This window comes from Acinetobacter sp. ESL0695 (genome assembly GCF_029392135.1).
Taxonomy (GTDB): domain Bacteria; phylum Pseudomonadota; class Gammaproteobacteria; order Pseudomonadales; family Moraxellaceae; genus Acinetobacter; species Acinetobacter pollinis.
Map to the genome: position 1 here is coordinate 780,610 of NZ_CP113932.1, position 24,556 is coordinate 805,165.

A 24,556-nucleotide genomic window follows, 5' to 3' on the forward strand; every position below is an offset into this window, starting at 1 on the left:
CCTGTGGTTTGGAGAAAGTTACATTCATGAAACGTATCTTATCGCGTATGCTTAAACTCTTGTTTGTTCTTTTCTTTTTAATACAGATTTGTGTGTTTGCTGCATTATTTTGGTGGAAATTCAATCCTGTAGAAACCACGATGTTAATGATTGTAAATTCTTGGCAAAATACTGAAGAAGCACAACATGAATGGGTGAATTATAAAAATATGAGCCCTTATATAAAGCAAGCTGTCATCGCGGGTGAAGATGGTAAATTTCTTGAACATCATGGTTTTGATTGGGACGGTATGCAATATGCGCTTGAGCGCAATGAAAAGAATGAAACTATTGTTGCAGGTGGTTCAACGATTTCTCAGCAGTTGGCAAAGAATTTATTTTTATTTAATCAGCGTTCTTATGTGAGAAAATTTGAAGAAGCTATTATTACAGTAATGATGGAAAGCCTTTGGTCAAAGCAACGTATATTAGAAGTATATTTGAACTCTGTAGAGTTTGGTGAAAATATATATGGTATTGAAGCTGCATCACAATATTATTTTCATAAAAACAGTCGTAATTTAACGAAACAGCAAGCGATTTTTCTAGCAGCTTTATTACCTAATCCAAAATATTTTCAAAATCATCCAAACCATCCAAGACTACATTTTAGAGAACGTTTTATTCGAAAATATATTGACTCAAGTCCAATACCATAATAAATAAAATAGATGTATTATTTGTTTAGGAATTATGCATTTATTTATCAAATTGCCATAATTATAAAGGACAATTGAATAAGAACATCGCATAATGTTTGTTATGGAATAATGTATGAATATAGAGGCGCATGCAGTGGACGGTCACGCAGAAGATACGAATCTCCCTGAATATACGTATAATGAACGATATATTAATCGTGAGTTATCCATTTTAGATTTTCATTTACGGGTCTTAGAACAGGCTGTTGATCCGCTTCATCCGCTTTTAGAAAGATTAAATTTCTTACTTATTTTTTCTCGCAATATGGATGAATTTTTCGAAATTCGTGTTGCAGGTGTGATGGAGCAGTTAACCTTAGGAAATGACAGCTATACACCAGATGGTCTTACACCAAAACAAGTCTTAGAACAAATTTCTAAGACAGCGCATGAAGCGATTGAGCGTCAGTATAGAATTCTAAATCAGGAAATCTTACCTAAACTTAGAGAAGAGGATATTTGTTTTTTACGCCGTGGAGAGTTGTCACCTGCACAAACTGCATGGGTAAAGAAATATTTCCATGATCAAGTTGCACCTGTTTTAACACCGATTAGTTTAGATCCTGCACATCCATTTCCACGATTGGTGAACAAAAGCTTAAACTTTATTGTGACATTAGAAGGCAAAGATGCTTTTGGTCGCCAAATTGATTTAGCTGTTGTCCCTGCACCAAGGTCTTTACCACGTGTCGTGCGATTACCTGATGAATTGACAGATGGAAAAGAGCATCATGTGATGCTGTCTGCGATTATTCATGAGCATGTTTCTGATTTATTTCCTGGTATGACGGCAACTGGTTGCTATCAATTCAGAGTTACACGAAATGCCGATTTAGAGCTTAATGAAGATGTTGAAGACCTCGCAATTGCATTAAAAGGCGAGCTTAGTTCTCGTCGCTTTGGTCGTGCTGTACGTTTAGAAGTAACACAAAGCTGTCCAAAGCATATTTATCAGTATTTACTGAATGAATTTGAGCTACATGAAGAGCAATTATATAAAGTTGATGGTCCTGTAAACTTAGCACGCTTGGTTTCAAACTTTAAACGCCCTCATTTGAAATATGCGGCATATACACCAGTGATACCAAAAGTTCTTCGCAAGTCAGAAAATATTTTTTCTGCTATGAAGAAGCAAGATATTTTACTTCATCATCCTTTTGAGTCTTTTGCACCAGTAATTACATTGCTTCGAGAAGCTGCACGTGATCCAAAAGTATTGGCTATTAAGCAAACATTATATCGAAGTGGTCCTGATTCTGAAATTGTACAGTTGCTTGCTGAAGCCGCTAGAAATGGTAAGGAAGTAACGGCTGTTATTGAGTTAAGAGCACGCTTTGACGAAGAGTCGAATATTGCGGTAGCAAATGTTTTACAAGAAGCGGGTGCTGTGGTGGTGTATGGTATTGTGGGTTATAAGACACATGCCAAAATGATTTTAGTGATCCGCCGTGAGAATAATAAACTTGCACGTTATGCACACTTAGGTACGGGAAATTACCATGCAGGTAATGCACGTATGTATACAGACTATGGTCTGTTAACAACAGGCAAAGAGTTATGTGAAGATGTACATCGTATATTCCAAGAGCTGACAGGTATGGGGAAAATGGCAAAGCTTAAAAAGTTATTGCATGCACCGTTTACCTTGCACAGTCATTTGCTTGGCTTTATTGACGATGAAATTGCACATGCTCGAGCAGGCAAAGATGCACATATTATTGTTAAAGTGAATGCACTGACCGAAGTTCAACTTATTAATAAATTATATGAAGCATCTCAAGCAGGTGTAAAAATTGATTTAATTATTCGTTCGATCTGTTGCTTACGCCCAGGATTACCAGGTTTATCTGAAAATATTCACGTACGTTCTATTGTTGGTCGTTTCTTGGAGCATACACGTGTATTTTATTTCAGCAACGACGGTCATCCACGGGTATATGGGTCTAGTGCGGACTGGATGAATCGTAATCTATTTAATCGTGTTGAGGCATGTTTTCCAATTGAAGACCCGACTTTAAGAAAATATATTTATCAACAAGGTCTGTTAAATTATCTCAAGGACAATGAGCGTGCTTGGGTGTTAAGTGGGGATGGATCTTGGACACGTGTACAGAGACCTGAAAATGAGCTTCCACATAATGCTCAGCAAGTCCTAATTGAATCATTTCGTTAAATAGTTCAGCTCTATGCATCAACTGCTTTTTAAAAAGCAGTTGATTTTATTCAATGTCCCAGTCTATCAGTTTTATAAAATTCCAAAAATTTTCTAGCTCTATATTTAGTCTCGTATTATGCCGATAGAGGTAAATCTCTACAGGAAGTACAGCATTTTTTAGTGGAAGAATTGAGAGGGTCTGATGTTTTAATTCCTCTTGAATACTATAATTGGGTAACCAACCTACGCCGTATCCATGTTTTATCATGTCTTTGAGTAAGGTACTCATGGACGATACAAAATTGGTGTCGAAGTGATGAGTTTGCTGTGTTTGTAAAAACTGATTAACTTGCTTGCCCATGTAACTCTCATCTGTATAACTCATGAAAGGAAAACTTTCGTCTTCTAAAGAAAATTTGGGAAAACCAGATGTATCTGTACCTGTAACGAGGTAGAGCTTTGCAGAAAATAATTGATGACATAAAAAGTTTGAGTTCATTAAACTCGGGTCATAAAATGACATAATAAAATCACACGTTCCATTTTTTAAATAATCCACCGTTTGATTCACATCAATCGCTTCTACATAAAATGTTTTATCTGTATAGTTCTTTAAATTTTTCAATATCTTGGGAAACAAATGACCCGATAACGAATGTGCTGAAGCAATTTTAATTTTACTTCGAAGGTCACTGGTTCCTTTAATTTTCTCAATATTGTATTCAAAATCACTGAGTAAATTTCTTACATTTAAAATAAATAATTTACCTTCTTCAGTAAGTTGTAGTGGAGAAGTCTGCCTATCAAAGATATGAAAACCCAACGATTTTTCTAATGTCTGAATTCGTCTACTTAGCGATGATTGTGAGACATGTCTAAGATCTGCTGCAAGCGTAAAGTTGCGATGTTTTTCTAGCGTCAATACGTCATATAACCACTTTAATTCAATATTTTGTATCATGTTTTAACCATTAAGGATTATTGATTTTGATAGAATTGAATTGCATTTTTAACTAATATGTCCGTAGTGTCGACAAAAGATTTTGGTTTTTCTAACATGATTTCTTCTAATATAAGAGGTATCTCTGTGCAAGCCAGTAAAAACTTTTCACCTTCTGATATTGCGTAATGCTGGATAATTTCCTTCATATTTTGCTTAACGAGATCATGCTGTCCTGACTTATATTGGTAAATATTTTTCATAATTTTTTGCTGAACTTCTTCCGAAGGAACTTCATATTCAATGTGCTGTTCGGCCAATTTTTTTTGATAGAGCTGCGCGTGAATGGTTGCTGAAGTTGCCAAAATATATACTTTCTTGGTGTTGGTATTTTTCAAATGAGTAATCGTGGCTTCTATAATACTAATCATTTTAATAAGTGTTTGTTTTTGAAGATCGTCAAACCAAAAGTGTGCAGTATTACACGGAATAATAATACAACCTACATGCGTGGCTTCTAAAATTTTTAGATAAGAAATCATTTTTTCCAAAGGCTTATTGTTTTTTAAAAAGATAGATTCTGTACGATCTGGAATATCGGGAATTGATACTGTAATTGTAGGAATATGCTCTTGGTCACAATGAGCAGAAGTATTTTTAATGATTTTATTGATTGTATCGACAGTCGCTTGAGGGCCCATACCGCCAAGAATTCCAATAGCTGGTTTCATTACTAAACCCTCTAAACTGTAAAAGATGATTTAGTATGGGTAAGTTTTAAGTCTATGAAATGCAAAAAATAGATAACATATTTGTATTAGGCATAGCTAAAAATAGTTTATGCACCGAAATACTATAGAGGAATGCTTTAGCGTTATTTTTCTGCATCATTTATGCAATTTTTGCATCGTATATTATCTTTTATGCAGTCTAATATAGGCCAGTATTAATAATAAAACACTCGTTACACTTAAAAATAAAAGCTTAGGGATTACAATTGCAACAGGTACCCCCATTTGATTGAGTTGAACAAACATTTGAATTGCATGTGTTGAAGGTAGGCAAAGACTAAACCATTGCAAAAAGAGTGGCATAGATTGAAGTGGCCAAGATGTACCACTTAATAAAAAAAGTACAATAGATGTAGGAACAAGCACATGACCAACACGCTCAGGCATATCGAAAAACGTGGCAATAAACATGCTTAACCCAATGACACACGTTATAAATATAGGTACAGCAATCAGCATACCTAAAAAATTACCACCTCTTGGATAGTCGTATAGCCAAAATATAAAACCAAATAAATAAAAGCATGCCAAACAACCAATCGTGAAAATTGCTGTAAAGAAACCAAAAAACTCACTTGGTCGGGGTTTCCAAATAAACTTTTCTCTGTAGCCTGCTATAAGCATACCTACACCGAGTAAAATAGTTTGATGGATAATTAAAGGCGCTACCGAAGGAAAAATATAACTTCCATAACCTGAAAGTGTATTAAATAACGGAATTTGATGGATAGGCAATTCAGGGCGGAAATGACTAATTTTGCCAAACTGTTCTATATGGTTTTGTATGACATCTTCTAAAGAGACAGCTAATCCTGATGCAATTTGCTTTACACGAATTAAATATGCCGAACTAAGATAGAGGCCGATGCCAGTACTTTTAGGATTTGCCAATAAATCGGAAGATAGCTTTTCTGGAAGAAGTAAAATTGCATCTGCTTTTTGAGCTTGAACATGTTGCTGTGCTTCTAAAAAGTTGGAGGTCACTTCAGTAATTTGAATATTAGGATTAGAGCGGATCGTACTAATAATTTGATTTGTTAAGACACTCTGATCTTGATCTACAACGATAATCGGTAAATTTTCAGCCTGTTGTGCTTTATATGCTGTTGGATAAAAGAAACCGTATAATATCGAACCAAGCACCAATGTTGTAAACACGGCAGAGAAGCCTTTTATATCTTTAAACGTTTTAAAAAAGTAAAAAATAAATGACTTCATATTTCAGCCTGCTTGCTTATTTTTTTTAAGCAGAATAAAGAGAGTATATAGCCGATAAGACAAAAAAGAATAAGTAGTAAAAAGGGAGGGATGGACACTTGTATAGGGCTACCAACAACCCATTGTTCGGTTTGTAATTTTACGTATGGTGTATAGGGAATTAAGTTTGACCAAAATTGCGTAAAGAGTGGTGCATTATTTAGAGGGAGGGTAACACCAGCAAAACTTAAAGAAGATCCTCCATAAATTGCAATCGCGCCAAATGTGCGTGTTAAATCTTTTAAGATGAGTGTTACTGCAGTAATAACGAGTGCATAACTCAAATAAAGCAAAAATAAAGCACATAATAAAAGTAATACATTACCAGCAATAAACCAGCCACGAATAACGGTAAGCCAGAATAACCAAACGAGTGACCAAGCAAATAAAATGGTGGTATGGACAAGAGATTTAGCAAAAATGGCTTGGCTCAGTGAGGTTTGATCTAACCATTGTTTTATGGTTTTAAACTTCATCTCTTGTCCTACAGAAAATGCAATAGAGCAACAGATAATAAGGTGAAGAAGTGCAGGAATAAGAAAAGGTTCTAAAAACAATTCATAATTTAATGTTGGGTTAAATAGTGGAGAAATTTTAATATGAGGTGCAGAAATATCTAAGTAAGGAATATTATTTCTAAGATGATTATTTTTAAGAAAATCTAGGCTTGCCTCAGCTGTAGATTGAAGCATTGCCGATGATATAGTATTTCCAATACTAAAAAAAGACTGATTATAAGTGATGGCAATCTGGGCATCTTGTCCTTGTACTAAACGCTTTTCTGCACCATCTGGAATAAGAACATAGCCCCACACCTGTGTTTTATTTAGTGCATCTTCAGCTTCATTTTGGTCGTTTGTTTCTAGTTGTATATGCAGTGAATGATTTAATGCTAAATAATCTGTAATTTTTCTGCTCAGTTGACTATGATCTTGATCAATAATTGCAATAGGGAGGTGCTCTGGCTTACCTTCCATAAGCATACTGCTAAAAATGATAATAATAAGCAGGGGTGCAATGGTTAGCATTGAGAGATCCCACGGGTGGGTCTTTAGATAAAACAGCTCTCTCCAAATTGCTTTAAACATTAGTGACCCTCTTGTACTTTAAAAATTACACTCATACCTTCTTTGAGAGGAATATCACGATTTTCAGGGATGAGATGAAGTTTAAAGCTACGAATATCGTACCCACCTGTTTGGCGCGTTGTCTTAATCGTTGCAAAGTTACCTTGAGGATCTATATTTTCAATTTTAAAGCTCATGTTTTGGTTAAGGGCAGGTACATATCCTTCAATATTATTTTTTTTATAAATATTTGAATATTGATCTTCACGGATGTTTAAACTTACCCAAAGGTGAGCAGTATCTATGATATCAATGACAGGGACACCTGTAGCAACAAGTTCAGAGGCATTGCCATAAATATTTGAAATTGTTCCACGAATGGGAGAGCGTAACTGAGTTTCAGATTCTAAGGCATTAACTTCATTGACAGCAGCTTGAGCAATTTCAACTTGTGCATCTGCCATTGATTTCTGTTCAGTTGTACTGCCGTCTTTTGCACGTTTATATTGTTGATAGGCAGCTTCAGTCATTTGTGCAGATGATTGCTGTGCAGCATACATTTCATCTCGACGCTGTCTAGAAATAACACCTTCTTTATAAAGGTTTGCACCACGTTCATAAGTCGTGTGTGCAAGTTGTTGTTGAGCTTTTAAACTTTGCCAGTTTGCATATAGGCTAGCTAGATTTTCTTCGCGTGTGCCACGATTTGTAGTGGCCTGTAAGGCCAAAGCAGATTGTAAAGATGCCATTGCTTGCTGTTTTTTTGCATCAATTTCTGGACTATGTAAACGGGCAAGAGGTTGGTCTTTTTCTACGACTTGACCTTCAGAAACATAAATCTCATCAATACGGCTAATTAATTTTGTACTGACATGAATCACTTCTGCTTGTACACGACCTTGAACGGAAACCTGTTCAGGTTGATAAGCTTTCCATAAACCAAAGCCAATAAGTATTAAAAGGAGTAAGATAATAATAATTAAAATAAATATCTTGAGTAATTTTTTAGATTGCTTTGTTTCTTTTGCAGGTTTCTCTTCTGATCTGTGCTCAGTCGGAGCATTCTTCTCATTGTATTGTTGGCTCATGAAATTCTCTTAAATATATTAATGAATAAATATCGTATTTGATTGATTGATATATTGGGGAAACTGCTGAATAGAGCCATTCGCTTGTAAAAGTGCCGCAAGTGCTAAAATATATTTATAAGCATTCATTGCAGATTCTGCTTGCATGGCATGATAGATATTTTCTGCATCGACCACTTGAGTGGCGGTTCCCATATTTTCTTTAAAAGATAGTGTTTGAATACGCAGATTTTCTTGAGCGGCCTGCATGTTTTCTTGTATTAAACGGTGCGTATGTTGTGCACCTTCCATGGTAGTATATGCTTTAAAAATTAAATTCTGTAATTCTTGCTTAGCGCGTTCTGTTGCAAGTGTGCTTGAATCTCTTTGCAGCGCTGCTGCTTGAACTTGTTTTTTATGGTCTATGCCTGAAAAGAGATTATATTTTGCTGCAATACCAACGACCCAGTTTTCTTTATTGTCAATAACGTACTCTCCAAAAGCATAAAGGGTTGGTTTTTGTGAGGCACGTTGAATTTTAATATTTTGATCAGCCAGTTGGGTATCCATTTGCATTTTTTTGAGTAAAGTAGATTTCTGTTCAAGTTGATTATATAAAACGGTTAATGGTTGACTCATTGAACTATTGATAAAAAGTGGTGTAGTTAAATGAAAAGATTGTGTATTTTGAAGAAGTTGTTGTAATGCAAAATGACTTTGTTTAAGTTGAATTTCTAAATTATCTAATGTTCTTAATGAATTATTATATGCCACTTCAAATTGCATGCGTTGTCCTTTACTAATAAACCCTTGCTGCTCAAGTTTTATTGCATTGTTAACGTGTTTTTGCATCGCATCTGCATTAAATTGTGCAATATCGACTAATTTTTCTTGTAATTGAACATTAAAATAATTTTGTATAATTTCGAATCGTTGATTGTCTTCTTGCTGTTGTACAGTAATCTCCCCACGTGTTGCTTGCAAAGCCGCTAAATTCTTAGTGGCTGAGATGAGGCCACCTGTATACAGTGGCATAATGATAGAAATGGTTGGGCGAATATCATGATCTTTTACCACAAGGTTGGTTTGATCAGGAATGAGGTTATTTATTCCATCGGAGATATTCTGGTCTGCAGTTTGGCTAATTTGTGCAATCGCGTCTTGATTTATTCCAAGTTGTGAGCCAACTGTCGAAATTTGGCTATTTAAATTTTGAGAAATACTTTGATTAATATTGTTTTTAAGCGTCGTCAAAGGAATATTTTGTTCAGCACGAAAAGCATAAGCGCGTACGTTGAAGTTAATATTTGGTAGTCCAGCATGTTTAACTGCTTCAGCATTTAGTTGCGAAGCGTGCTGTAAATTCTGGCTTGCTTGTGTAGTATAACTTTCATGCAATATTTGTTGTTCAGCTTGTTGATAGCTTAAGTCATAAGCAAAACCATGCTGTAAATACGTTACTCCTAAAGCAAATAAAAAATATTTAGAAATCTTGTGGCCTAAGTCTGTTTTATTTTTTGGCATAAATTTTAAGAAATAGAAATTTTGCATAGGGTCATAGGTCTTTAGTTTTGATCGTTATTTTCCTGTTGTAGCAGAGAGTATAGTACATTCACTTATGAAGTGAACAAAGTTTATTATGGTAAGTGAGAATATTGGAAATTTAAAATTGAAGTGCGTAAAATCGAACTTCGTTACCATTTGCACCTGAGGCATGTATGCGAGGACTTTATCTCATTACCAATGATGATCCTTTTCCTATTCTTTTTGAAAAACTAAAAGTTGCTTTAGCAACAGGTCAAATTGCAATTTTACAATATCGACGTAAAAAAGTAAGTTTTGAAATACAACTTGAAGAAGTTGAAAGAATTAAAATATTGTGTGAGCAGTATCAAACCCCATTTGTTATTAATGATAATCTTGCCCTCGCTGTAAAATTTGATTTAGGCGTACATTTAGGGCAAGGAGATGGAGAAATTGTTGATGCTGTTCGACAGTTACCAAAGCATCAAATTATCGGTAGAACGTGCAAAAACTCTTTAGATTTTGCAGAATCTGCAATTGCTGAAGGTGCTACCTATGTGGCTTTTGGCGCTATTTTTGCGACAGCGACAAAACCCGAAGCAGGGAATTTTGGTATTGAGACTGTAAGACAAGCACGAAAAATATTTGATGTACCTATTTGTGCAATTGGTGGTTTGACTGTAGAAAATGCACAACCTGTGATTGATGCAGGTGCGGATCTATGCGCTGTCATTAGCGATGTATTGGGAAGAAATATTCAAGATATTCCTGCACGTATTGATACATGGACAAAACGATTTCATATTGAGGAAAAGTGAGCAAAAAATGGGACTTTCTACGAAACAAGTACAACTCTTTGAACAAGCAAGTAAACATATTCCAGGTGGTGTAAATTCGCCTGTACGTGCTTTTAATGGTGTGGGTGGTACACCTGTATTTATTGAGAAAGCAAAAGGTGCATATCTTTGGGATGTCGATGGTAAAAAATATGTCGACTATATCGGTTCTTGGGGACCAATGATTTTAGGGCATGCACATCCAGACATTATTCATGCTGTACAAACAGCAGCAGAAGATGGTTTAAGTTTTGGTGCACCGACAGTGCATGAAACAACACTTGCAGACATCATTTGTGAAGTCGTACCTTCAATTGAAATGGTACGTATGACAAACTCTGGTACAGAAGCAACAATGTCTGCAATTCGTCTTGCACGTGGCTATACTGGGCGCGACAAAATCGTAAAATTTGAAGGTTGCTATCATGGTCACTCAGACTCATTATTGGTGAAAGCAGGCTCAGGCTTACTAACATTGGGCGAGCCAACATCGAAAGGCGTGCCAGCCGACTTTGCAAAGCACACAATTACACTACCTTATAATGATATTGAAGCACTTCATGCATGTTTTAAGGAATATGGTTCAGAAATTGCTGGGGTTATTGTTGAGCCTGTTGCAGGAAACATGAACTTAGTTAAGCCGATTGCGGGCTTCTTAGAAGCCATTCGTGAAGTATGTGATACATATCATTCAGTATTTATTATTGATGAAGTCATGACAGGTTTTCGTGTCTCTTTAGGAGGTGCACAGGCATATTATGGTGTAACACCAGATTTAACCACACTTGGAAAAATTATTGGTGCAGGCCTGCCTGTGGGAGCGTTTGGTGGTAAACGTGAAATTATGGAGTGTATTGCACCTTTAGGTGGTGTATACCAAGCAGGTACGCTTTCTGGAAACCCGCTTGCAATGCGTGCAGGAATTACCATGTTTAAGCATCTACGTGAACCTAACTTTTATAAAAATTTGACTGAAAAACTCACTCAGTTATTAAAAGGTTTACAGCAAGTTGCAGATGAAGTAGGCATACCGTTTAAGACTGAACAGGCGGGTGCAATGTTTGGACTTTACTTCACCAATCAATCTGAAATTACAAGTTTTGATGATATTCTGAAATGTGATGCTGAAGCATTCAAAGTATTTTTCCATGGCATGCTAGATCGTGGTGTAAATCTTGCGCCGTCGGCATTTGAAGCTGGTTTTATTTCTGCTGCCCACACAGATGAAGATATCGACTTTACAGTAAAAATGGCGAAAGAAGTCTTTTTAGAAATGAATAAATAAGTGGGATATAGTTAGGTGAGGGTAGTCTAGCTATCCTCACCTATAAAAAAGAATTTAAAACTCTTTAAGTAGTTTTGCATGAATTGTTGCGAAATACTCTCTAAACCAAAGGTTATATCTTGTAAGTAAGGGGGTTGAGGCACTGACCATATACATGTTCGTATAACCTTGTTTTTCTCCAATTGCTTTTGAGCGAGGTACATGAAACTCGCTAGTCACTACAGCTAAAGACATTTCTTTTGTAATATGGTGTTTTTCCATCACAATCGCACTATTTTTAAAATTTGTAAAAGTACTCGTACTCTCATTTTCTAAGATCATACGATTATCTGGAATATGATAATTCTCTTTTAAGTACGCAGCCATCACTTGTGCTTCACTATAACTTGGATCTGTTGTGTATCCACCTGTGAGGATAATATGTGTATGAGGCTGTTGTATGGCAATCGCTGCTGCACGGTCTAACCGTTGTTGTAATGTTGGGGTGGGTTTACCATTCATAGCGCCACAGCCCAAAATCATAATGTTTTCTACATGTGGTACATGTTTTGTTGCCGATACATTTTGCTGTATTTTCCAAAAAAATATACCTAATGTAATAAGCCAAACGAAAAAGAAAAGCCATGCAAGTCGCCATGCTCTTTTTGCATAAGGGTGCTTTGCAAGAAAGGTTTGTATGGGCTCCCAGACAATACTTAATATAATAAATACCACTCCTAAAATGAATGGTGCAAGAATACTTAGATCTCGTTTCTGTAGAGAAAGGAGATAGCTATTTGCTGTAACCAATACAACACCTGCAAGCATTAGAGGAATTTGGCTATAGATTAGGTTTGATTGTTTTTTGAAAATTTTCATTAGTTTGAACAATTTTGTAAAGAAAAAGAATAAACATAAAACGGTGAAAACAGTAGAATACTTTATCAAATTTTTTAAAGAATGTTCTGTAGTTATTTTATATGAAAATATGGATGCTGATATCGACGTACTTATTGCTATTTTCTACAGTGGCTTATACTCAAGTGGTGCCTACAGATCATACTCAACAGATTGAAAATGCTGAAGATCGACCGAGTTTTTACAATTTCTTTGATGAAAAAGAGAAGACGCATAAGCCAGTTGTTGCCCTTGTTTTGGGAAGTGGTGGGGCTAGAGGCTATGCACATATTGGTGCAATTGAAGCTTTAGAACATCAGGGAATTCGACCTGATTTTATTGTGGGCACCAGTGCAGGGAGTATAGTTGGTGCAATGTATGCAAGTGGCAAAAGTCCTGAAGAAATTAAAAATATTGCGTTAAATATGAAGGTGAATGATGTACGTGAAATTACCTTCACGAAAAAGGGTTTTTTAGATGGTGAGAAAATTTCCAATTTTGTAAATAAGCAAATAGATAACTTACCTTTAGAGCAAATGAAAATTCCCTTATATATTGTTGCAACCGAGTTGAAAACAGGTCAAAAAACAGTATTTAATTACGGAAATGTAGGTCAGGCAGTTCAAGCATCAATTGCTATTCCTAGTATGTTTATCCCTGCTAAAATTGCAGGCAAAGAATATGTAGATGGGGGGTTAGTGAGTCCTGTACCGGTTGAGGTTGCACGCCATTTAGGTGCAGATGTAATTATTGCAGTGGATATTTTGCAACAACCCCAATATACGGAAACAACAAATATGTGGGGGCTTTTTAATCAAAATATTAACATCATGCAACAGCACTTATCTCAGAATGAATTAAAAAATGCAGATGTTGTTATACAGCCTGATATTCGTGAAAAAGCACATATTTTTGATGTTAAAGCACGTGATAGCACTATCTATGCGGGTTTAATTGCTGCCCAAGCTAAGATGAATTTGCTTAAAAATATCATTCAAGAAAAGACATTGATGTTAAAATAATAAACCAATTGGAGAAATTAAAAGCAAGGGCTGAGCGAAAACAATAATTCGTTCAATAATATAATGATGAGAGTTGCTGTAATTACGCCGTATTACAAAGAGCCATTGGAACAATTGATACGCTGCCATCAAAGTGTATTAATTCAAAAGGCAAATGTTACACACTTTTTAGTTTCAGATGGTTATCCAAACGCTGTATTAGATCAATGGGATTGCGAACATATTCGATTGAGTCATCATAATGATTATGGGGATACACCTAGAGGTATTGGTGCAGCATCTGCATCTGCTCAAGGTTTTGATGCAATTTGCTTTTTAGATGCAGATAATTGGTATGAACCTCATCATTTAGAAACAATGATTTCAACTTTCAAGCGTTATAGAGTACCTGTGGTGACAACATCACGAGCTTTATATACAAACGATGGCCAATATTTAGGTCAATGTAAAGAGTCTGACGGCATACACTTTGTCGATACCAATTGTTATTTTTTTCATAAATCAGCTTTTGAATTATGTTCAGCATGGTTATTTAAACCTAAAGGTCAAAGCATTGTTGGAGATAGAATACTTTGGAAAAGAATTAAAGATGCTAAAGTTCCGTATGTACATCATAGGGGTATAACTGTAAATTATGTCACTGACTTTGCAGTGCACTATCAAATGTTTAATTTAACTCCTCCTTCGCAGAGTCGAGTATATTGTAAAAATCAGTGTAAATTTATCTCCTATAAGAGGTTTGTAGAGCAATCCTATTCTACTGAATACTAGTTTGCTCTACATGAACAGGTTCTACTTATAATTTGATGGTAGCTGAATAATTAACTCAGCACCCTTTTTTAAATTGTAATAAGGGGCAGCGCCTTGACCAAATACTTGTACAGGTGGTTTATTTACTTTGATAATAATTTGATTTGCTTTCTTAATAAAAGGTAGTTCGATATCTAGACCAAGATAGTTGTTAAATATATTGGCCATTTGGCGTTTGGTATCAATAGTTATTGCAGTGGTACTTATGGCTTTTTGCTGTTTATGTGTTACCTTATCATAGATGTTTATCTTGGTATTTCTTAGAAGAATTTCCTTATCACCTGTATTTTTTATAGTGCAACTTTTTGCATTAACAGCAGTTAAAGCAGCTTTGTTAACAGGATATCCACCTGGTTCACGATCAACTATAAAGTTATGAAAAGTTGCTTTACAATGTTGAGTAGGAGCAGCGAGAACCAAAGATGGTAGAAATAATGCTGTGAATGCAATAGATTTTAGGCTGAGCATATTTTTTCCTTAAGACGTAGTGTGTGAATATTCTATATTCTCTATATAAATAATATTTTCTATTGGATGAAACTACATATATTTTGTAGTGGCTTAGTTAGTCATCTTTAAGTTACTGGCTGACAAAGTGATCGAACCTGTGACAGAGTAAGAATTATTTATATATCTAAACGTATAGAAGAAATTTTCTATAAAATAAAAAAATGAAAGACTTAGATTGAATCTGTATTTTTTGCACTGATCTGTAGGTTAAGCGATCTATGGTTAGGCATTTAATTATGTAAAAGATCATATATAATAAAAGCGAAGCTACTTTAGTCAAGGATGGAGAGCATGCCCCAATTAGATGAGAAAATTGTACCTTCATCAGAAGATCAGTCTGAACTGACAATGACCGTTTTAATGACGCCAGATATGGCTAACTTTTCTGGAAACGTTCATGGTGGAACAATTTTAAAGCTATTGGACCAAGTTGCTTATGCATGTGCAAGCAGATACTCAGGAAGCTACGTGGTTACTCTTTCAGTAGACCAAGTAACATTTAAAGAACCTATACACGTTGGTGAGTTGGTCACTTTCCTTGCTTCCGTAAATCATGTGGGTAGAACCTCTATGGAAATAGGTATTAGGGTTGAAGCTCAAAATATTCGTACGCGTGCACAGCGACATACAAACAGCTGTTATTTTACAATGGTTGCTGTAGATGAGGCTGGAAAACCTCAAATTGTGCCTCAATTAAATATTGAGAATGATTGGCAGCGTTGTCGATTTGAGGCGGCTCAAGAACGCAAGAAAATGCGTTTGCACCATCATAAAAAGAAATCATGTAGCTTGACATACAAAGATAAAGACTAGTATGACAGAGGCTATTTATTAAGGAGCGTATAAATAGCCTGAATTATGCGATGCATCAATAATGAATTGTTTGAGTTTTGGGTAAATAACCTCTTGGATCTATTCCATGCGAAGCACCATTTAGATGATATTGTATTGCTTTGGGATCTGGCGTAATGACATGCGGAAAATCGATCGATGAATCATGATCATGAGCGGTTGTAGATATAATTGGATGAGGTACTTCTGTACGATATGTTAAGTATTGATGTGCGAGTGCATTCATGGCTGAAAATGTTGAAGGAGTTGCAAATATATCTTTTACTTGTTTCATATGATCTCTCCAAAACTATTCGGACAAATACGTGCTTTAAGGCCGTAATCTATAGTTCATACTAATCATTAAAATGAATTTTTTTGAATTTCTGACAAAAGAAAACGGTTAATTAACCTTCAATGTACGTAGTGGATTCTTTTGTACTGCTGCTGTGAAAGAAGATATCTTCGATGTAAGAGAGCATATCTGGTGTGTTAATATTTAGTATATATTTTAACCAATTGGTTTACATTTAATTTACACTCCATAGACTGAAGTAGAAATTTACTTGTATGAGATATCTAAAATATCTGAATTCCTTTATCATATAGCAACTTGAAAAGCAGTTGAGTAAATTTGTAAATGCTTGAAATTATAGATATTAAGTTGGGAAGTGGTAAAGAAGCTGTGAAAGGCGCTTTAATTACAACACATTATACTGGTTGGTTAGCAGATGGAACAAAATTCGATTCCTCTATCGATCGTGGTCAATATTTTGAATGTGTGATTGGAACAGGTCGCGTCATTAAAGGATGGGATCAAGGAATAATGGGAATGAGAGTAGGCGGGAAAAGGAAATTGGTTGTACCTGCTCATTTAGCTTATGGGGAAAGGAAAATTGGAAAGATTATTCCTGCTCATGCAGATCTAACGTTTGAAATAGAATTATTTGATGTAAAAACAAGAGATGATTGAAAAAATACGTTTGTATAATGTAAGTCTCTATACAATTTTCACTACTTTAGTGAAGCAAAGTAGTGGAGTCGTGTAATCTCATATTGTAAGTTATTTTAATCGCAAATATATTATCTAACGGTAGATTAATTTATGTACTTTTAATCGATATTAAAGATAAAAAAAGTATAGATAAAGTTTATATTTTCCTAGCTTATTCACATAAATTCGTTACAATCTCGCCTACCATACGATCATGAACTGGAGATGGAGGTTATCGCCATTTTAAGCTCAAATTCAGTTTAGCTTTTGACAATATATTAAGATGGCTGATTAAAAAAACATGTCCAATCCTGACATTATAGATAAACGCATTTTTGTGCGTATCTCCTCATCAGTATTATGAAAATTTTCAATGGAACTCATATGCTTACTCGTTTTTTAGGTTCAGTCGTTGCCGGCTGTGTTAGTTTAGCCATGTTAGGCATTTCTCCGTCGTTGTATGCAGCGAAGAAACCTCACATTCAGCCAACAACCCTCACGGTCATTGGATATCATGAGGTAACCAACCAAGCAAATGATGCATTAATTCCATTTTATGCGGTAACCACAGAAAACTTTGAAAAACAAGTTAAATGGTTACAACAAAACGGCTTTCACTTTATATCAGTAAATGACTTGCTTAAAGCCCATGCAGGTAAATATACCTTACCTGCAAAACCAGTTTTATTAACGGTAGATGATGGCTATGAATCGTTTTATAGCAATATCTATCCGTTTGTTAAAGAAAATAAGATTCCTGTCGTTTTGGCCGTCGTTGGTGCATGGGTAGATACACCTGCAAACCAAGAAGTCCACTTCGGTGATGAGCTTGTAGTACGTAACAAGATTCTAACGTGGCCACAAATTAAAGAAATGAGTGACAGTGGTTATGTTGAGATTGCCAGTCATAGTTATGACTTACACCATGGTGTAATTGGTAATCCACAAGGCAACTCAGAGCCTGCAGCAACAACACGTATTTATAACCCCAAGACTAAGAAGTACGAAGGGGATGGTGAGTATAACCGACGTATCTATAACGACTTAAAGAAAAACAACGAAGCGTTTAAGGCCAATGGTGTACCTGTACCTCGAGTAATGGTGTGGCCTTATGGTCGTTATAATATGGAAACTGTACGTATAGCCAAACAATTGGGTATGCCTGTGACCATTACGCTTGATGATGGCCCTGCTTATTTGAAGAAATCGTTAGGTGCGCTTAACCGTATATTGGTTGAGCATGACATGACTTTGGATGATTTAGGACGAGAAATTGAGAGCCGAGAAAAGAATCTAGGCGATAACTACCGTCCACAAAAAATCATGCATGTAGATTTAGATTATATCTATGACAAAGATCAGAAGCAGGAAGAAAAGAATTTAGGCGCGTTGCTTGATCGCATTCAGAAGATGAATGTGACGACAGTTTACCTACAAGCTTTCTCCGATCCAGATGCCAATGGTTCAGCGGACATGGTGTATTTCCCAAACCGCTACATTCCAATGCGTCAGGATTTATTTAACCGCGTGGCTTGGCAGATTTCCTCACGTACGCAAGTACAACGCATTTATGCATGGATGCCTTTATTGGCATGGGAGCTTCCAAAGTCGAATCCTGTGTCTAAAGACCTTGTGGTGACGCAACAGCCGAAGAACAGTGATCACTTAAATATGGGTTACATTCGTTTGTCACCATTTTCAGCACCAGCGAGAAAGATTATTGAGGGGATTTACCAAGATTTAGGTAAGTCGGCAACAATTGATGGTGTGTTATTCCATGATGATGCGACATTATCTGATTATGAAGATGCGAGTCCGGCTGCATTACAGGCGTATAAAAAGGCAGGTTTACCGACAGACTTAGAAGCCATACGTAAAGATGACAAGAGTCTACAAAAGTGGACATCATTTAAAACAAATTACTTAGATAACTTTGCGTTACAATTGGCAGGAGAGGTTAGACAATACCAACCTGCATTGTTAACAGCACGTAACATGTATGCACAAGTTGTACTTAACCCTTATGCTTCAACGTGGTACTCACAATCGTTAGAAGAGTCATTAAACAAATATGACTTCACTGCGATTATGGCGATGCCATATATGGAGCAGGCGAAAGATCAGAAGAAGTTTTATGCAGACATTGTGAAACGTTTGAAACAATATCCAAATGGTATTCGTAAATCTGTTGTTGAATTACAAGCGGTTGATTGGAGACAAAACAGTAAGCCTATTCCGACACAGGAGTTAGCAGATACGATTAAATCTTTGTATCAGCAAGGTGTGATGCATGTGGGATATTATCCGGATGATCCAATTACAGGTAATCCTGATCCAGCAATCATGCGTAAGGCATTCGATTTAAAGCCAAAGCGTATAGAGCCTTAGGAGTTTTACAGCATGACAGCATTAGAACACTTTTGGAAATCAGCTTTAGCATTCGTCTTTTATTATCCACTATTCATGTCTTATTTGTGGATGATTGGTGCGATTATTTTTTATTTGAAAGAAAAGAAAGAGCCACCATATACACAACCAAAGCCATTGGCTGAGTATCCGAAAGTTGCGGTCTTAGTTCCATGTTTTAATGAAAGTGATAATGCAGAGGAAACCATTAGTCATGCATTACAGCTAGACTATCCGGACTTTGAAGTTATCGCCATTAATGATGGAAGCTCAGATAATACTGCTGAAGTATTAGATCAATTGGCAATGAAATATGACAAACTACGAGTTGTACACCTTGCACAAAACCAAGGTAAAGCTATGGCACTACAAGCGGGGAGTCTTGTAACCGAAGCTGAGTATTTAATTGGTATTGATGGGGATGCATTGTTAGATAAGCATGCAGCAACTTGGATGGTTCGTCACTTTTTAGCAGACCCAACCGTAGCTGCTGTAACCGGTAATCCTCGTATTAGAACACGTTCTACGTTATTAGGACGTATTCAAGTTGGAGAGTTCTCTTCGATTGTTGGCATGATTAAACGAGCACAGCGTGTCTTTGGTCGTTTATTTACAGTATCTGGCGTGATTACCGCATTCCGTAAGACGGCTGTTCACGAAATTGGCTACTGGTCTCCAGATATGCTTACAGAAGATATTGATATTACGTGGAAACTGCAAAGAGCAGGGTGGGATGTACATTTTGAACCGAACGCACTGGTTTGGATACTTATGCCTGAAACACTTAAGGGCTTGTATAAACAGCGATTGCGTTGGGCAATGGGCGGAGCACAGGTTTTAATCAAAAACTTTGATGTTCTTTTTAAGCCAAGTCTAAACTTTTTATGGCCATTAATGATTGAGTTGTCACTGACACTTATTTGGTCGTATCTAATGTTAATTATGGCAAGTATTTGGTTATTTAATTTAATAGTACCTAACCATGTACTTCCTGCAATGAGTTCACCATTTTTCCCTGATGGAGTTGGAATTTTACTTGGTGCAACATGTTTATTGCAGTTTATTCTCAGTAAATGGATGGATAGCCGCTACGAGCCTCGACTATTCAAAAACTATTATTGGATGATTTGGTATCCATTTGTATTTTGGCTCATTACCGTAACAGCCAGCATTATTGCTTTTCCGAAGGTGCTAGCGAGACGCGATGGAAAACGAGCACGTTGGGTGAGTCCCGACCGTGGTGTTCGTTCTAAGTCCTAATATCTAATATTAAAGGTTTTTTCCATGAATACTCGATCATTGATTATAGATTTACGTGAGCAGTTACCTTGGCATAGACGTTACATGTCTACGACAACAACAGCACTTTTATGGGGTTGCTGGTTTTTACTGTGGCGTCCTATTTTATTGGTTGTGATGTTTTTAATGTATAGCACGCCTTATGGAATTAATAAGTTGTGGAATGCATTTTGGCTTGGTTTACAGGCAGATATGTTCTCATTACTTTTGTGTGCTGGTGGTTTGTGCTTATGGTGTAAGCTCATTCCTGCACGCACAGTAAAACAAACATCTGTGAAGACAACGGAAGATTATGCTCGGCACTTTGCACTCTCAGAAAGAGAAGTTGTCTACAGCCGTCAAAAGAAAATTACGACGGTATACCACAATGAACAAGGGCAAATTATTCGTGTTGAGTAAGCTGTAGTTTAATTTTTTAAATGGTTCGTAGGGATTGTGTTGCTTTGCTTGCAACTGACACAAGTCTATTTATTATGCTTTAGTTTTTTAGTTACACTTTCCCTATGGCTAAATTAAATGCTGCTGAAAGTATACGTGGATTAGCCTGCCTTGCTGTTGTGTTTTCGCATCTCAGCCTCAGTTTTTATCCATATTTACATCGTTTTTCTCCTGAGGATCACGCACGTGGTTCTTGGGATTACGCAATTCACCATTCTCCGTTTGCATTTTGGTATTCTGGAACAGCAGCTGTATTTGTTTTTTTTGTACTGAGTGGTTTCGTTCTAAGTTATGCCATTTTAAAAAATGCAAATGTACCAAGAAAGGTTTTGGAAATGACGATCAAACGTTACCCACGTTTGGCGATACCTGCTTTCTTTTCATGTATTTTGGCATGGATTGCTTTATCTTCGACTGATATTAATAGTGACTTGGTGAATAGTTGGTTGCAATCCTATGCAACAGAAACAATTACTTTCAAGCAAGCAGTGTATGAAGGGAGCATAGGTGCTTTTTTCTTTGCAAATAGTACAACGAACTGGGTACTTTGGACTATGCAAATAGAGCTTATAGGTTCGCTCGTACTTTTCATTTTATTGGTTACCTATCATTATAAAAAATCGCTTTTTTTTATTGCATCTATTTTTCTACCATGTATTACGCTAGGTATGGGCGAAAGCTTTTTTTTAGGAATTTGTAGCTTTGTTATCGGTTGTTATTTTTATCTTTATGCAAAAAAAGTTTCTTTTCCTGTTGGCATAGTATTACTGGTTGTCGGACTCTATTTTGCAGGTAGTCATAATACGAGTCATGCATACCACTGGTTATATAAAATATTAGGTGAACGAACCTATGAGTATGGGAACTTTATTTCAGGTATGCTCATTGTGTATAGTATTTTAATGACGCCCCAGATTGGAGATGCATTAGATAAAAGACCTTTAGTCTATTTAGGGAAGTTGTCCTTTTCTATTTATTTATTGCATATGATGCTCATTTATCTAACGTGTATTCCTGTTTTTAATTATTTAAGACATTTGCACTGGGGCTATAATATTTCAGCTTTGTGTGCGGTGTTGGTGTGTTTGTTTGCAATTGTATGCTGTTCAATGCTTTATAGCCGATATGTAGATGACTTTTCAGTAAAATGTAGTAATTACCTTTCTAAAAAACTATTAGGTACATCAAAATAAATAGATTGATTGTGATGGTCACAAACTTTAGCATAGTGACCATTCTTTAACTCTAGTTACTTATATGTCTACTTTAGAAATATTTGCGGTGATTATTAGTATTATTGGTGTGGGTTTAACTATACTTAGACATATGTGGTGTTGGTTCTTTAATTTTCTTGCATATATTTTATATGGTTACTTATTTTATACCTATCAACTTTATGGTGAAGTCATTTTACAATTCATTTTTTTAGCTATGAATTTTTATGGATTGTATTTTTGGTTGAAAACAAAACAACAAGAACATGAAATACGTATAGAAACACCTATAAAAAGTCATCTTTTATATCAAATCATTTTAACGGCAATTTTAGGTCTATTTTTTGGTATAAGTCTGAAATATTTTACCAATGCTGCGGTTCCAATGTTAGACGCTCAGTTAGCTGCTTTTAGCTTGTTGGCAACGTACTGGACCAGCCGTAAATATATTGCTACATGGCCACTGTGGGTTGTGGTAGACATTATTTATGTGGGGATGTTTCTATATAAAGATTTGTATTTAACTTCGGCGCTATATGCGATGTTTGTAATTATGGCATTTTACGGCTGGAAGAAATGGAAAGTGACTAAACAAAATCAATCTAGCAATATATTAGCTTAAAATAGCACATTCATTAAAACGAGATATTATAAAAAGGGCATCATAATGGGCTTAACATTTTATATGTTTCTACTCATGAAACTGGTCATTGCATTTACAATTATTATTTCCTACATGAATTTTATTGGTAAAACGCAACTTACACAGTTTACTGCTGTAGATTTTTTTGGAAACTTTATTTTTGGTGCGGTTGTCGGTGGGTCTATTTATAATAATAATCTGAAAATTACAGAGTTTATTCTGCTTTTATCCATCAGCGTTCTATTCATGTATTTTCTAAATTACTTATCTCATCGTATACTCAGATTCAGAACTATTGCTGTGGGTGAGTCTATCCCTGTAATTAAGCATGGTAAATTTCTGCTGAGTGACATTGAGCAAAAACGCCGAAAAATTGATATGCTTAGAGTATTATCGCAACTTCACTGTATGGGTTATCATTCATTTCAAGAAGTGTATTATGCTGAAATTCAGCCTGATGGCCAATTGGCAGCAGTAAAAGACACAGCAATACCACCTTCTGAGATTTTTATATTACGTGGGCAAATTTTCGATATTTTGGTTCAAGAGCAAGGAATTGAGAAAAAAAATTTAGAAGGGTTTTTATTAAACCATCATCTTGATTTATCAAATATATTTTTAGCTGAATACTATAATGACCAACTTTTTATTACATTTAGAGATGGAAGTGAAAAATCTTTTGATTTAACGGCTATTAAATAAAAAAGAGAATCGAGAGCTGAGATCTTCAGCTCTTGATAACTTAGTGTTTATGATGATGGAAGTCTTCACTTTTTCTAAATCTTAAATAGTTTTCAAATTGTTCACAGTATTCTTCAAAATTATCGTCTAACATCATTTGAAACTGTTGCATTAAATAAGAAGTCACTTGATCTTTAGCAGCACGCATTTCTTCTCCATTTTTAAATGTGTTTGCTGCAACCCATGTATTAAACCTTGCGCTAGCAAACAGTAGAGATGCACTTACTTCATTTCTAAGGTCTGATGGAGACTGTGATTTACCAGATGGTTTACAGAACTCATTTGCAACTTTAATAAACTCATCTGCACGTTCAAAAAAAGCTGCATTTAATACTTCTTCTTCTGTAATATCCGTGGCGCTAATTTTGTCTGTCATTTTTATATCCATTTAAAACTGAAAGTTATTATAGGCAAATACTTGCTTAAACAAAACCTTTAGATTACGCTGAAATAGCCTAGGTATGGTGTATTTAAGATGTCAGATGCAATTGAAATACAAAACTTGAAACAAGAAATTCAGCTTTTAAGACAGCAGGTATGGCCACCTCAAGATATAGAGTTTGTTGAAGGTTTACCTATTTATTATGCTTCACAAGATCAAGTGGAGCAGTATTATCAACAGTGGAAGCCACTTATTCAAAGGGCCCGGCAACTATGTACACCTTTTATGGAAGATGAACCATTAGATGCGCTTCATTTACCTAGCCACTTAAATTTACCTTTATTCTTTTTTCATGTTGATCGTATTCGTATTAATAAAACAAGAGCGAAAGAATCTAAAACGTTTAGAAATGCCTTAAGTTTAGTTGATAAGTGTGGACAGTTTACAGATGCTGAACTTGCAGCAATGAAAGCTTGGATAGATAGCGACGATACAGCTGCATTGGTTGCTCATCGAGAGTTTGTCGATTTAAGAACATATGTTTTTCAGCATAATCATCCTGAATATACAAGAACACGTTTTTACGTTAATGGTATTATTTTAGGTGTTGAAAAACACTTTAAATTGGTTGATGCGAGAGATAAACCAAGAAAGCAGCGCAGTGATAGTTACAGTGACCCTATAGCAGACAATGGTATCTGGAAAGTATTTGGTAAATATCGTTAAAA

The 24,556-nt window shown here is 35.7% G+C and carries 25 protein-coding genes; 15 read left to right on the top strand and 10 right to left on the bottom strand.

The genetic code is table 11. The features are described 5' to 3' along the window. Positions 1 to 26: 26 nt before the first annotated feature. The gene (gene mtgA / locus OZX61_RS03700) at positions 27 to 698 is read left to right on the top strand and encodes a monofunctional biosynthetic peptidoglycan transglycosylase (protein WP_195772142.1); all 672 of its coding nucleotides are present in this window, start codon (positions 27 to 29) and stop codon (positions 696 to 698) included. A 115-nt stretch (positions 699 to 813) separates the two neighbouring features. Then, complete coding sequence (gene ppk1 / locus OZX61_RS03705; RefSeq protein ID WP_277095358.1) at positions 814 to 2,913, top strand: polyphosphate kinase 1; 2,100 nt, start codon at positions 814 to 816, stop codon at positions 2,911 to 2,913. A 46-nt stretch (positions 2,914 to 2,959) separates the two neighbouring features. Here the strand turns inward: ppk1 and OZX61_RS03710 are convergent, their stop codons facing one another. The 6 genes from OZX61_RS03710 to OZX61_RS03735 form a co-directional block, all read right to left on the bottom strand. Continuing rightward, complete coding sequence (locus tag OZX61_RS03710) at positions 2,960 to 3,856, bottom strand: LysR substrate-binding domain-containing protein (RefSeq protein WP_277095359.1); 897 nt, start codon at positions 3,854 to 3,856, stop codon at positions 2,960 to 2,962. 17 nt (positions 3,857 to 3,873) lie between these two features. Next, positions 3,874 to 4,566 (bottom strand): amino acid racemase, encoded by a 693-nt coding sequence (locus tag OZX61_RS03715; RefSeq protein ID WP_195772145.1) that lies wholly within the window; start codon positions 4,564 to 4,566, stop codon positions 3,874 to 3,876. A 183-nt stretch (positions 4,567 to 4,749) separates the two neighbouring features. After that, positions 4,750 to 5,844: an ABC transporter permease gene (locus OZX61_RS03720; RefSeq protein ID WP_277095360.1), complete on the bottom strand. Its 1,095-nt coding sequence runs from the start codon at positions 5,842 to 5,844 to the stop codon at positions 4,750 to 4,752. After that, positions 5,841 to 6,971: an ABC transporter permease gene (locus tag OZX61_RS03725; protein ID WP_277095361.1), complete on the bottom strand. Its 1,131-nt coding sequence runs from the start codon at positions 6,969 to 6,971 to the stop codon at positions 5,841 to 5,843. Before OZX61_RS03725 ends, OZX61_RS03720 begins: the two co-directional genes overlap by 4 nt. Further along, positions 6,971 to 8,038 carry an efflux RND transporter periplasmic adaptor subunit gene (locus OZX61_RS03730; RefSeq protein WP_195772147.1) on the bottom strand — a complete coding sequence of 356 codons (1,068 nt, stop codon included), beginning with the start codon at positions 8,036 to 8,038 and terminating at the stop codon, positions 6,971 to 6,973. The genes OZX61_RS03725 and OZX61_RS03730 overlap by 1 nt, the downstream gene beginning before the upstream one ends. A gap of 18 nt (positions 8,039 to 8,056) precedes the next feature. After that, positions 8,057 to 9,568, bottom strand: coding sequence for a TolC family protein (locus OZX61_RS03735; RefSeq protein WP_277095362.1), 1,512 nt, complete (start codon positions 9,566 to 9,568; stop codon positions 8,057 to 8,059). 167 nt (positions 9,569 to 9,735) lie between these two features. On the opposite strand from OZX61_RS03735, the gene thiE reads away from it, so the two are divergent. Beyond that, the gene (gene thiE / locus OZX61_RS03740; protein ID WP_277095363.1) at positions 9,736 to 10,359 is read left to right on the top strand and encodes a thiamine phosphate synthase; all 624 of its coding nucleotides are present in this window, start codon (positions 9,736 to 9,738) and stop codon (positions 10,357 to 10,359) included. A gap of 7 nt (positions 10,360 to 10,366) precedes the next feature. Beyond that, on the top strand, positions 10,367 to 11,662 hold the full coding sequence (hemL, locus tag OZX61_RS03745) for a glutamate-1-semialdehyde 2,1-aminomutase (RefSeq protein WP_195772150.1): 1,296 nt from the start codon (positions 10,367 to 10,369) through the stop codon (positions 11,660 to 11,662). Between the two features lie 54 nt (positions 11,663 to 11,716). Here the strand turns inward: hemL and OZX61_RS03750 are convergent, their stop codons facing one another. After that, positions 11,717 to 12,520 carry a YdcF family protein gene (locus tag OZX61_RS03750; RefSeq protein ID WP_277095364.1) on the bottom strand — a complete coding sequence of 268 codons (804 nt, stop codon included), beginning with the start codon at positions 12,518 to 12,520 and terminating at the stop codon, positions 11,717 to 11,719. A 113-nt stretch (positions 12,521 to 12,633) separates the two neighbouring features. Here OZX61_RS03750 and OZX61_RS03755 point away from each other — a divergent pair, with 113 nt between their 5' ends. Beyond that, positions 12,634 to 13,560, top strand: coding sequence for a patatin-like phospholipase family protein (locus OZX61_RS03755; protein ID WP_195772152.1), 927 nt, complete (start codon positions 12,634 to 12,636; stop codon positions 13,558 to 13,560). Positions 13,561 to 13,623: 63 nt separating this feature from the next. Then, on the top strand, positions 13,624 to 14,331 hold the full coding sequence (locus OZX61_RS03760) for a glycosyltransferase (RefSeq protein WP_277095365.1): 708 nt from the start codon (positions 13,624 to 13,626) through the stop codon (positions 14,329 to 14,331). 21 nt (positions 14,332 to 14,352) lie between these two features. Here the strand turns inward: OZX61_RS03760 and OZX61_RS03765 are convergent, their stop codons facing one another. Beyond that, positions 14,353 to 14,838 (bottom strand): hypothetical protein, encoded by a 486-nt coding sequence (locus OZX61_RS03765; protein ID WP_277095366.1) that lies wholly within the window; start codon positions 14,836 to 14,838, stop codon positions 14,353 to 14,355. A gap of 333 nt (positions 14,839 to 15,171) precedes the next feature. Here OZX61_RS03765 and OZX61_RS03770 point away from each other — a divergent pair, with 333 nt between their 5' ends. After that, positions 15,172 to 15,693: an acyl-CoA thioesterase gene (locus OZX61_RS03770; RefSeq protein WP_195772155.1), complete on the top strand. Its 522-nt coding sequence runs from the start codon at positions 15,172 to 15,174 to the stop codon at positions 15,691 to 15,693. 55 nt (positions 15,694 to 15,748) lie between these two features. Here the strand turns inward: OZX61_RS03770 and OZX61_RS03775 are convergent, their stop codons facing one another. Next, positions 15,749 to 16,006, bottom strand: a complete 258-nt coding sequence (locus OZX61_RS03775; RefSeq protein WP_195772156.1) for a hypothetical protein — start codon at positions 16,004 to 16,006, stop codon at positions 15,749 to 15,751. 345 nt (positions 16,007 to 16,351) lie between these two features. Here OZX61_RS03775 and OZX61_RS03780 point away from each other — a divergent pair, with 345 nt between their 5' ends. The 7 genes from OZX61_RS03780 to OZX61_RS03810 all read left to right on the top strand — a co-directional run bounded on the left by OZX61_RS03780 (position 16,352) and on the right by OZX61_RS03810 (position 23,407). Beyond that, a complete protein-coding gene (locus OZX61_RS03780) occupies positions 16,352 to 16,684 on the top strand; it encodes an FKBP-type peptidyl-prolyl cis-trans isomerase (RefSeq protein ID WP_277095367.1) in 333 nt (110 codons plus the stop codon). Positions 16,685 to 17,089: 405 nt separating this feature from the next. Next, complete coding sequence (pgaB, locus tag OZX61_RS03785) at positions 17,090 to 19,093, top strand: poly-beta-1,6-N-acetyl-D-glucosamine N-deacetylase PgaB (RefSeq protein WP_277095368.1); 2,004 nt, start codon at positions 17,090 to 17,092, stop codon at positions 19,091 to 19,093. Between the two features lie 12 nt (positions 19,094 to 19,105). Further along, the gene (gene pgaC, locus OZX61_RS03790; RefSeq protein ID WP_277095369.1) at positions 19,106 to 20,371 is read left to right on the top strand and encodes a poly-beta-1,6-N-acetyl-D-glucosamine synthase; all 1,266 of its coding nucleotides are present in this window, start codon (positions 19,106 to 19,108) and stop codon (positions 20,369 to 20,371) included. A 24-nt stretch (positions 20,372 to 20,395) separates the two neighbouring features. Continuing rightward, a complete protein-coding gene (gene pgaD, locus OZX61_RS03795) occupies positions 20,396 to 20,809 on the top strand; it encodes a poly-beta-1,6-N-acetyl-D-glucosamine biosynthesis protein PgaD (protein ID WP_277095370.1) in 414 nt (137 codons plus the stop codon). 104 nt (positions 20,810 to 20,913) lie between these two features. Then, positions 20,914 to 22,041: an acyltransferase gene (locus OZX61_RS03800; RefSeq protein ID WP_277095372.1), complete on the top strand. Its 1,128-nt coding sequence runs from the start codon at positions 20,914 to 20,916 to the stop codon at positions 22,039 to 22,041. A 64-nt stretch (positions 22,042 to 22,105) separates the two neighbouring features. Beyond that, complete coding sequence (pnuC, locus tag OZX61_RS03805; protein ID WP_277095373.1) at positions 22,106 to 22,684, top strand: nicotinamide riboside transporter PnuC; 579 nt, start codon at positions 22,106 to 22,108, stop codon at positions 22,682 to 22,684. Between the two features lie 45 nt (positions 22,685 to 22,729). Next, a complete protein-coding gene (locus tag OZX61_RS03810; RefSeq protein WP_277095374.1) occupies positions 22,730 to 23,407 on the top strand; it encodes a YetF domain-containing protein in 678 nt (225 codons plus the stop codon). Between the two features lie 40 nt (positions 23,408 to 23,447). Here the strand turns inward: OZX61_RS03810 and OZX61_RS03815 are convergent, their stop codons facing one another. After that, positions 23,448 to 23,822 (bottom strand): DUF3144 domain-containing protein, encoded by a 375-nt coding sequence (locus tag OZX61_RS03815; RefSeq protein ID WP_277095375.1) that lies wholly within the window; start codon positions 23,820 to 23,822, stop codon positions 23,448 to 23,450. 99 nt (positions 23,823 to 23,921) lie between these two features. Between OZX61_RS03815 and OZX61_RS03820 the strand changes: the two genes are divergently transcribed. Further along, complete coding sequence (locus OZX61_RS03820; RefSeq protein WP_277095376.1) at positions 23,922 to 24,554, top strand: hypothetical protein; 633 nt, start codon at positions 23,922 to 23,924, stop codon at positions 24,552 to 24,554. The last annotated feature ends 2 nt before the right edge of the window (positions 24,555 to 24,556 follow it).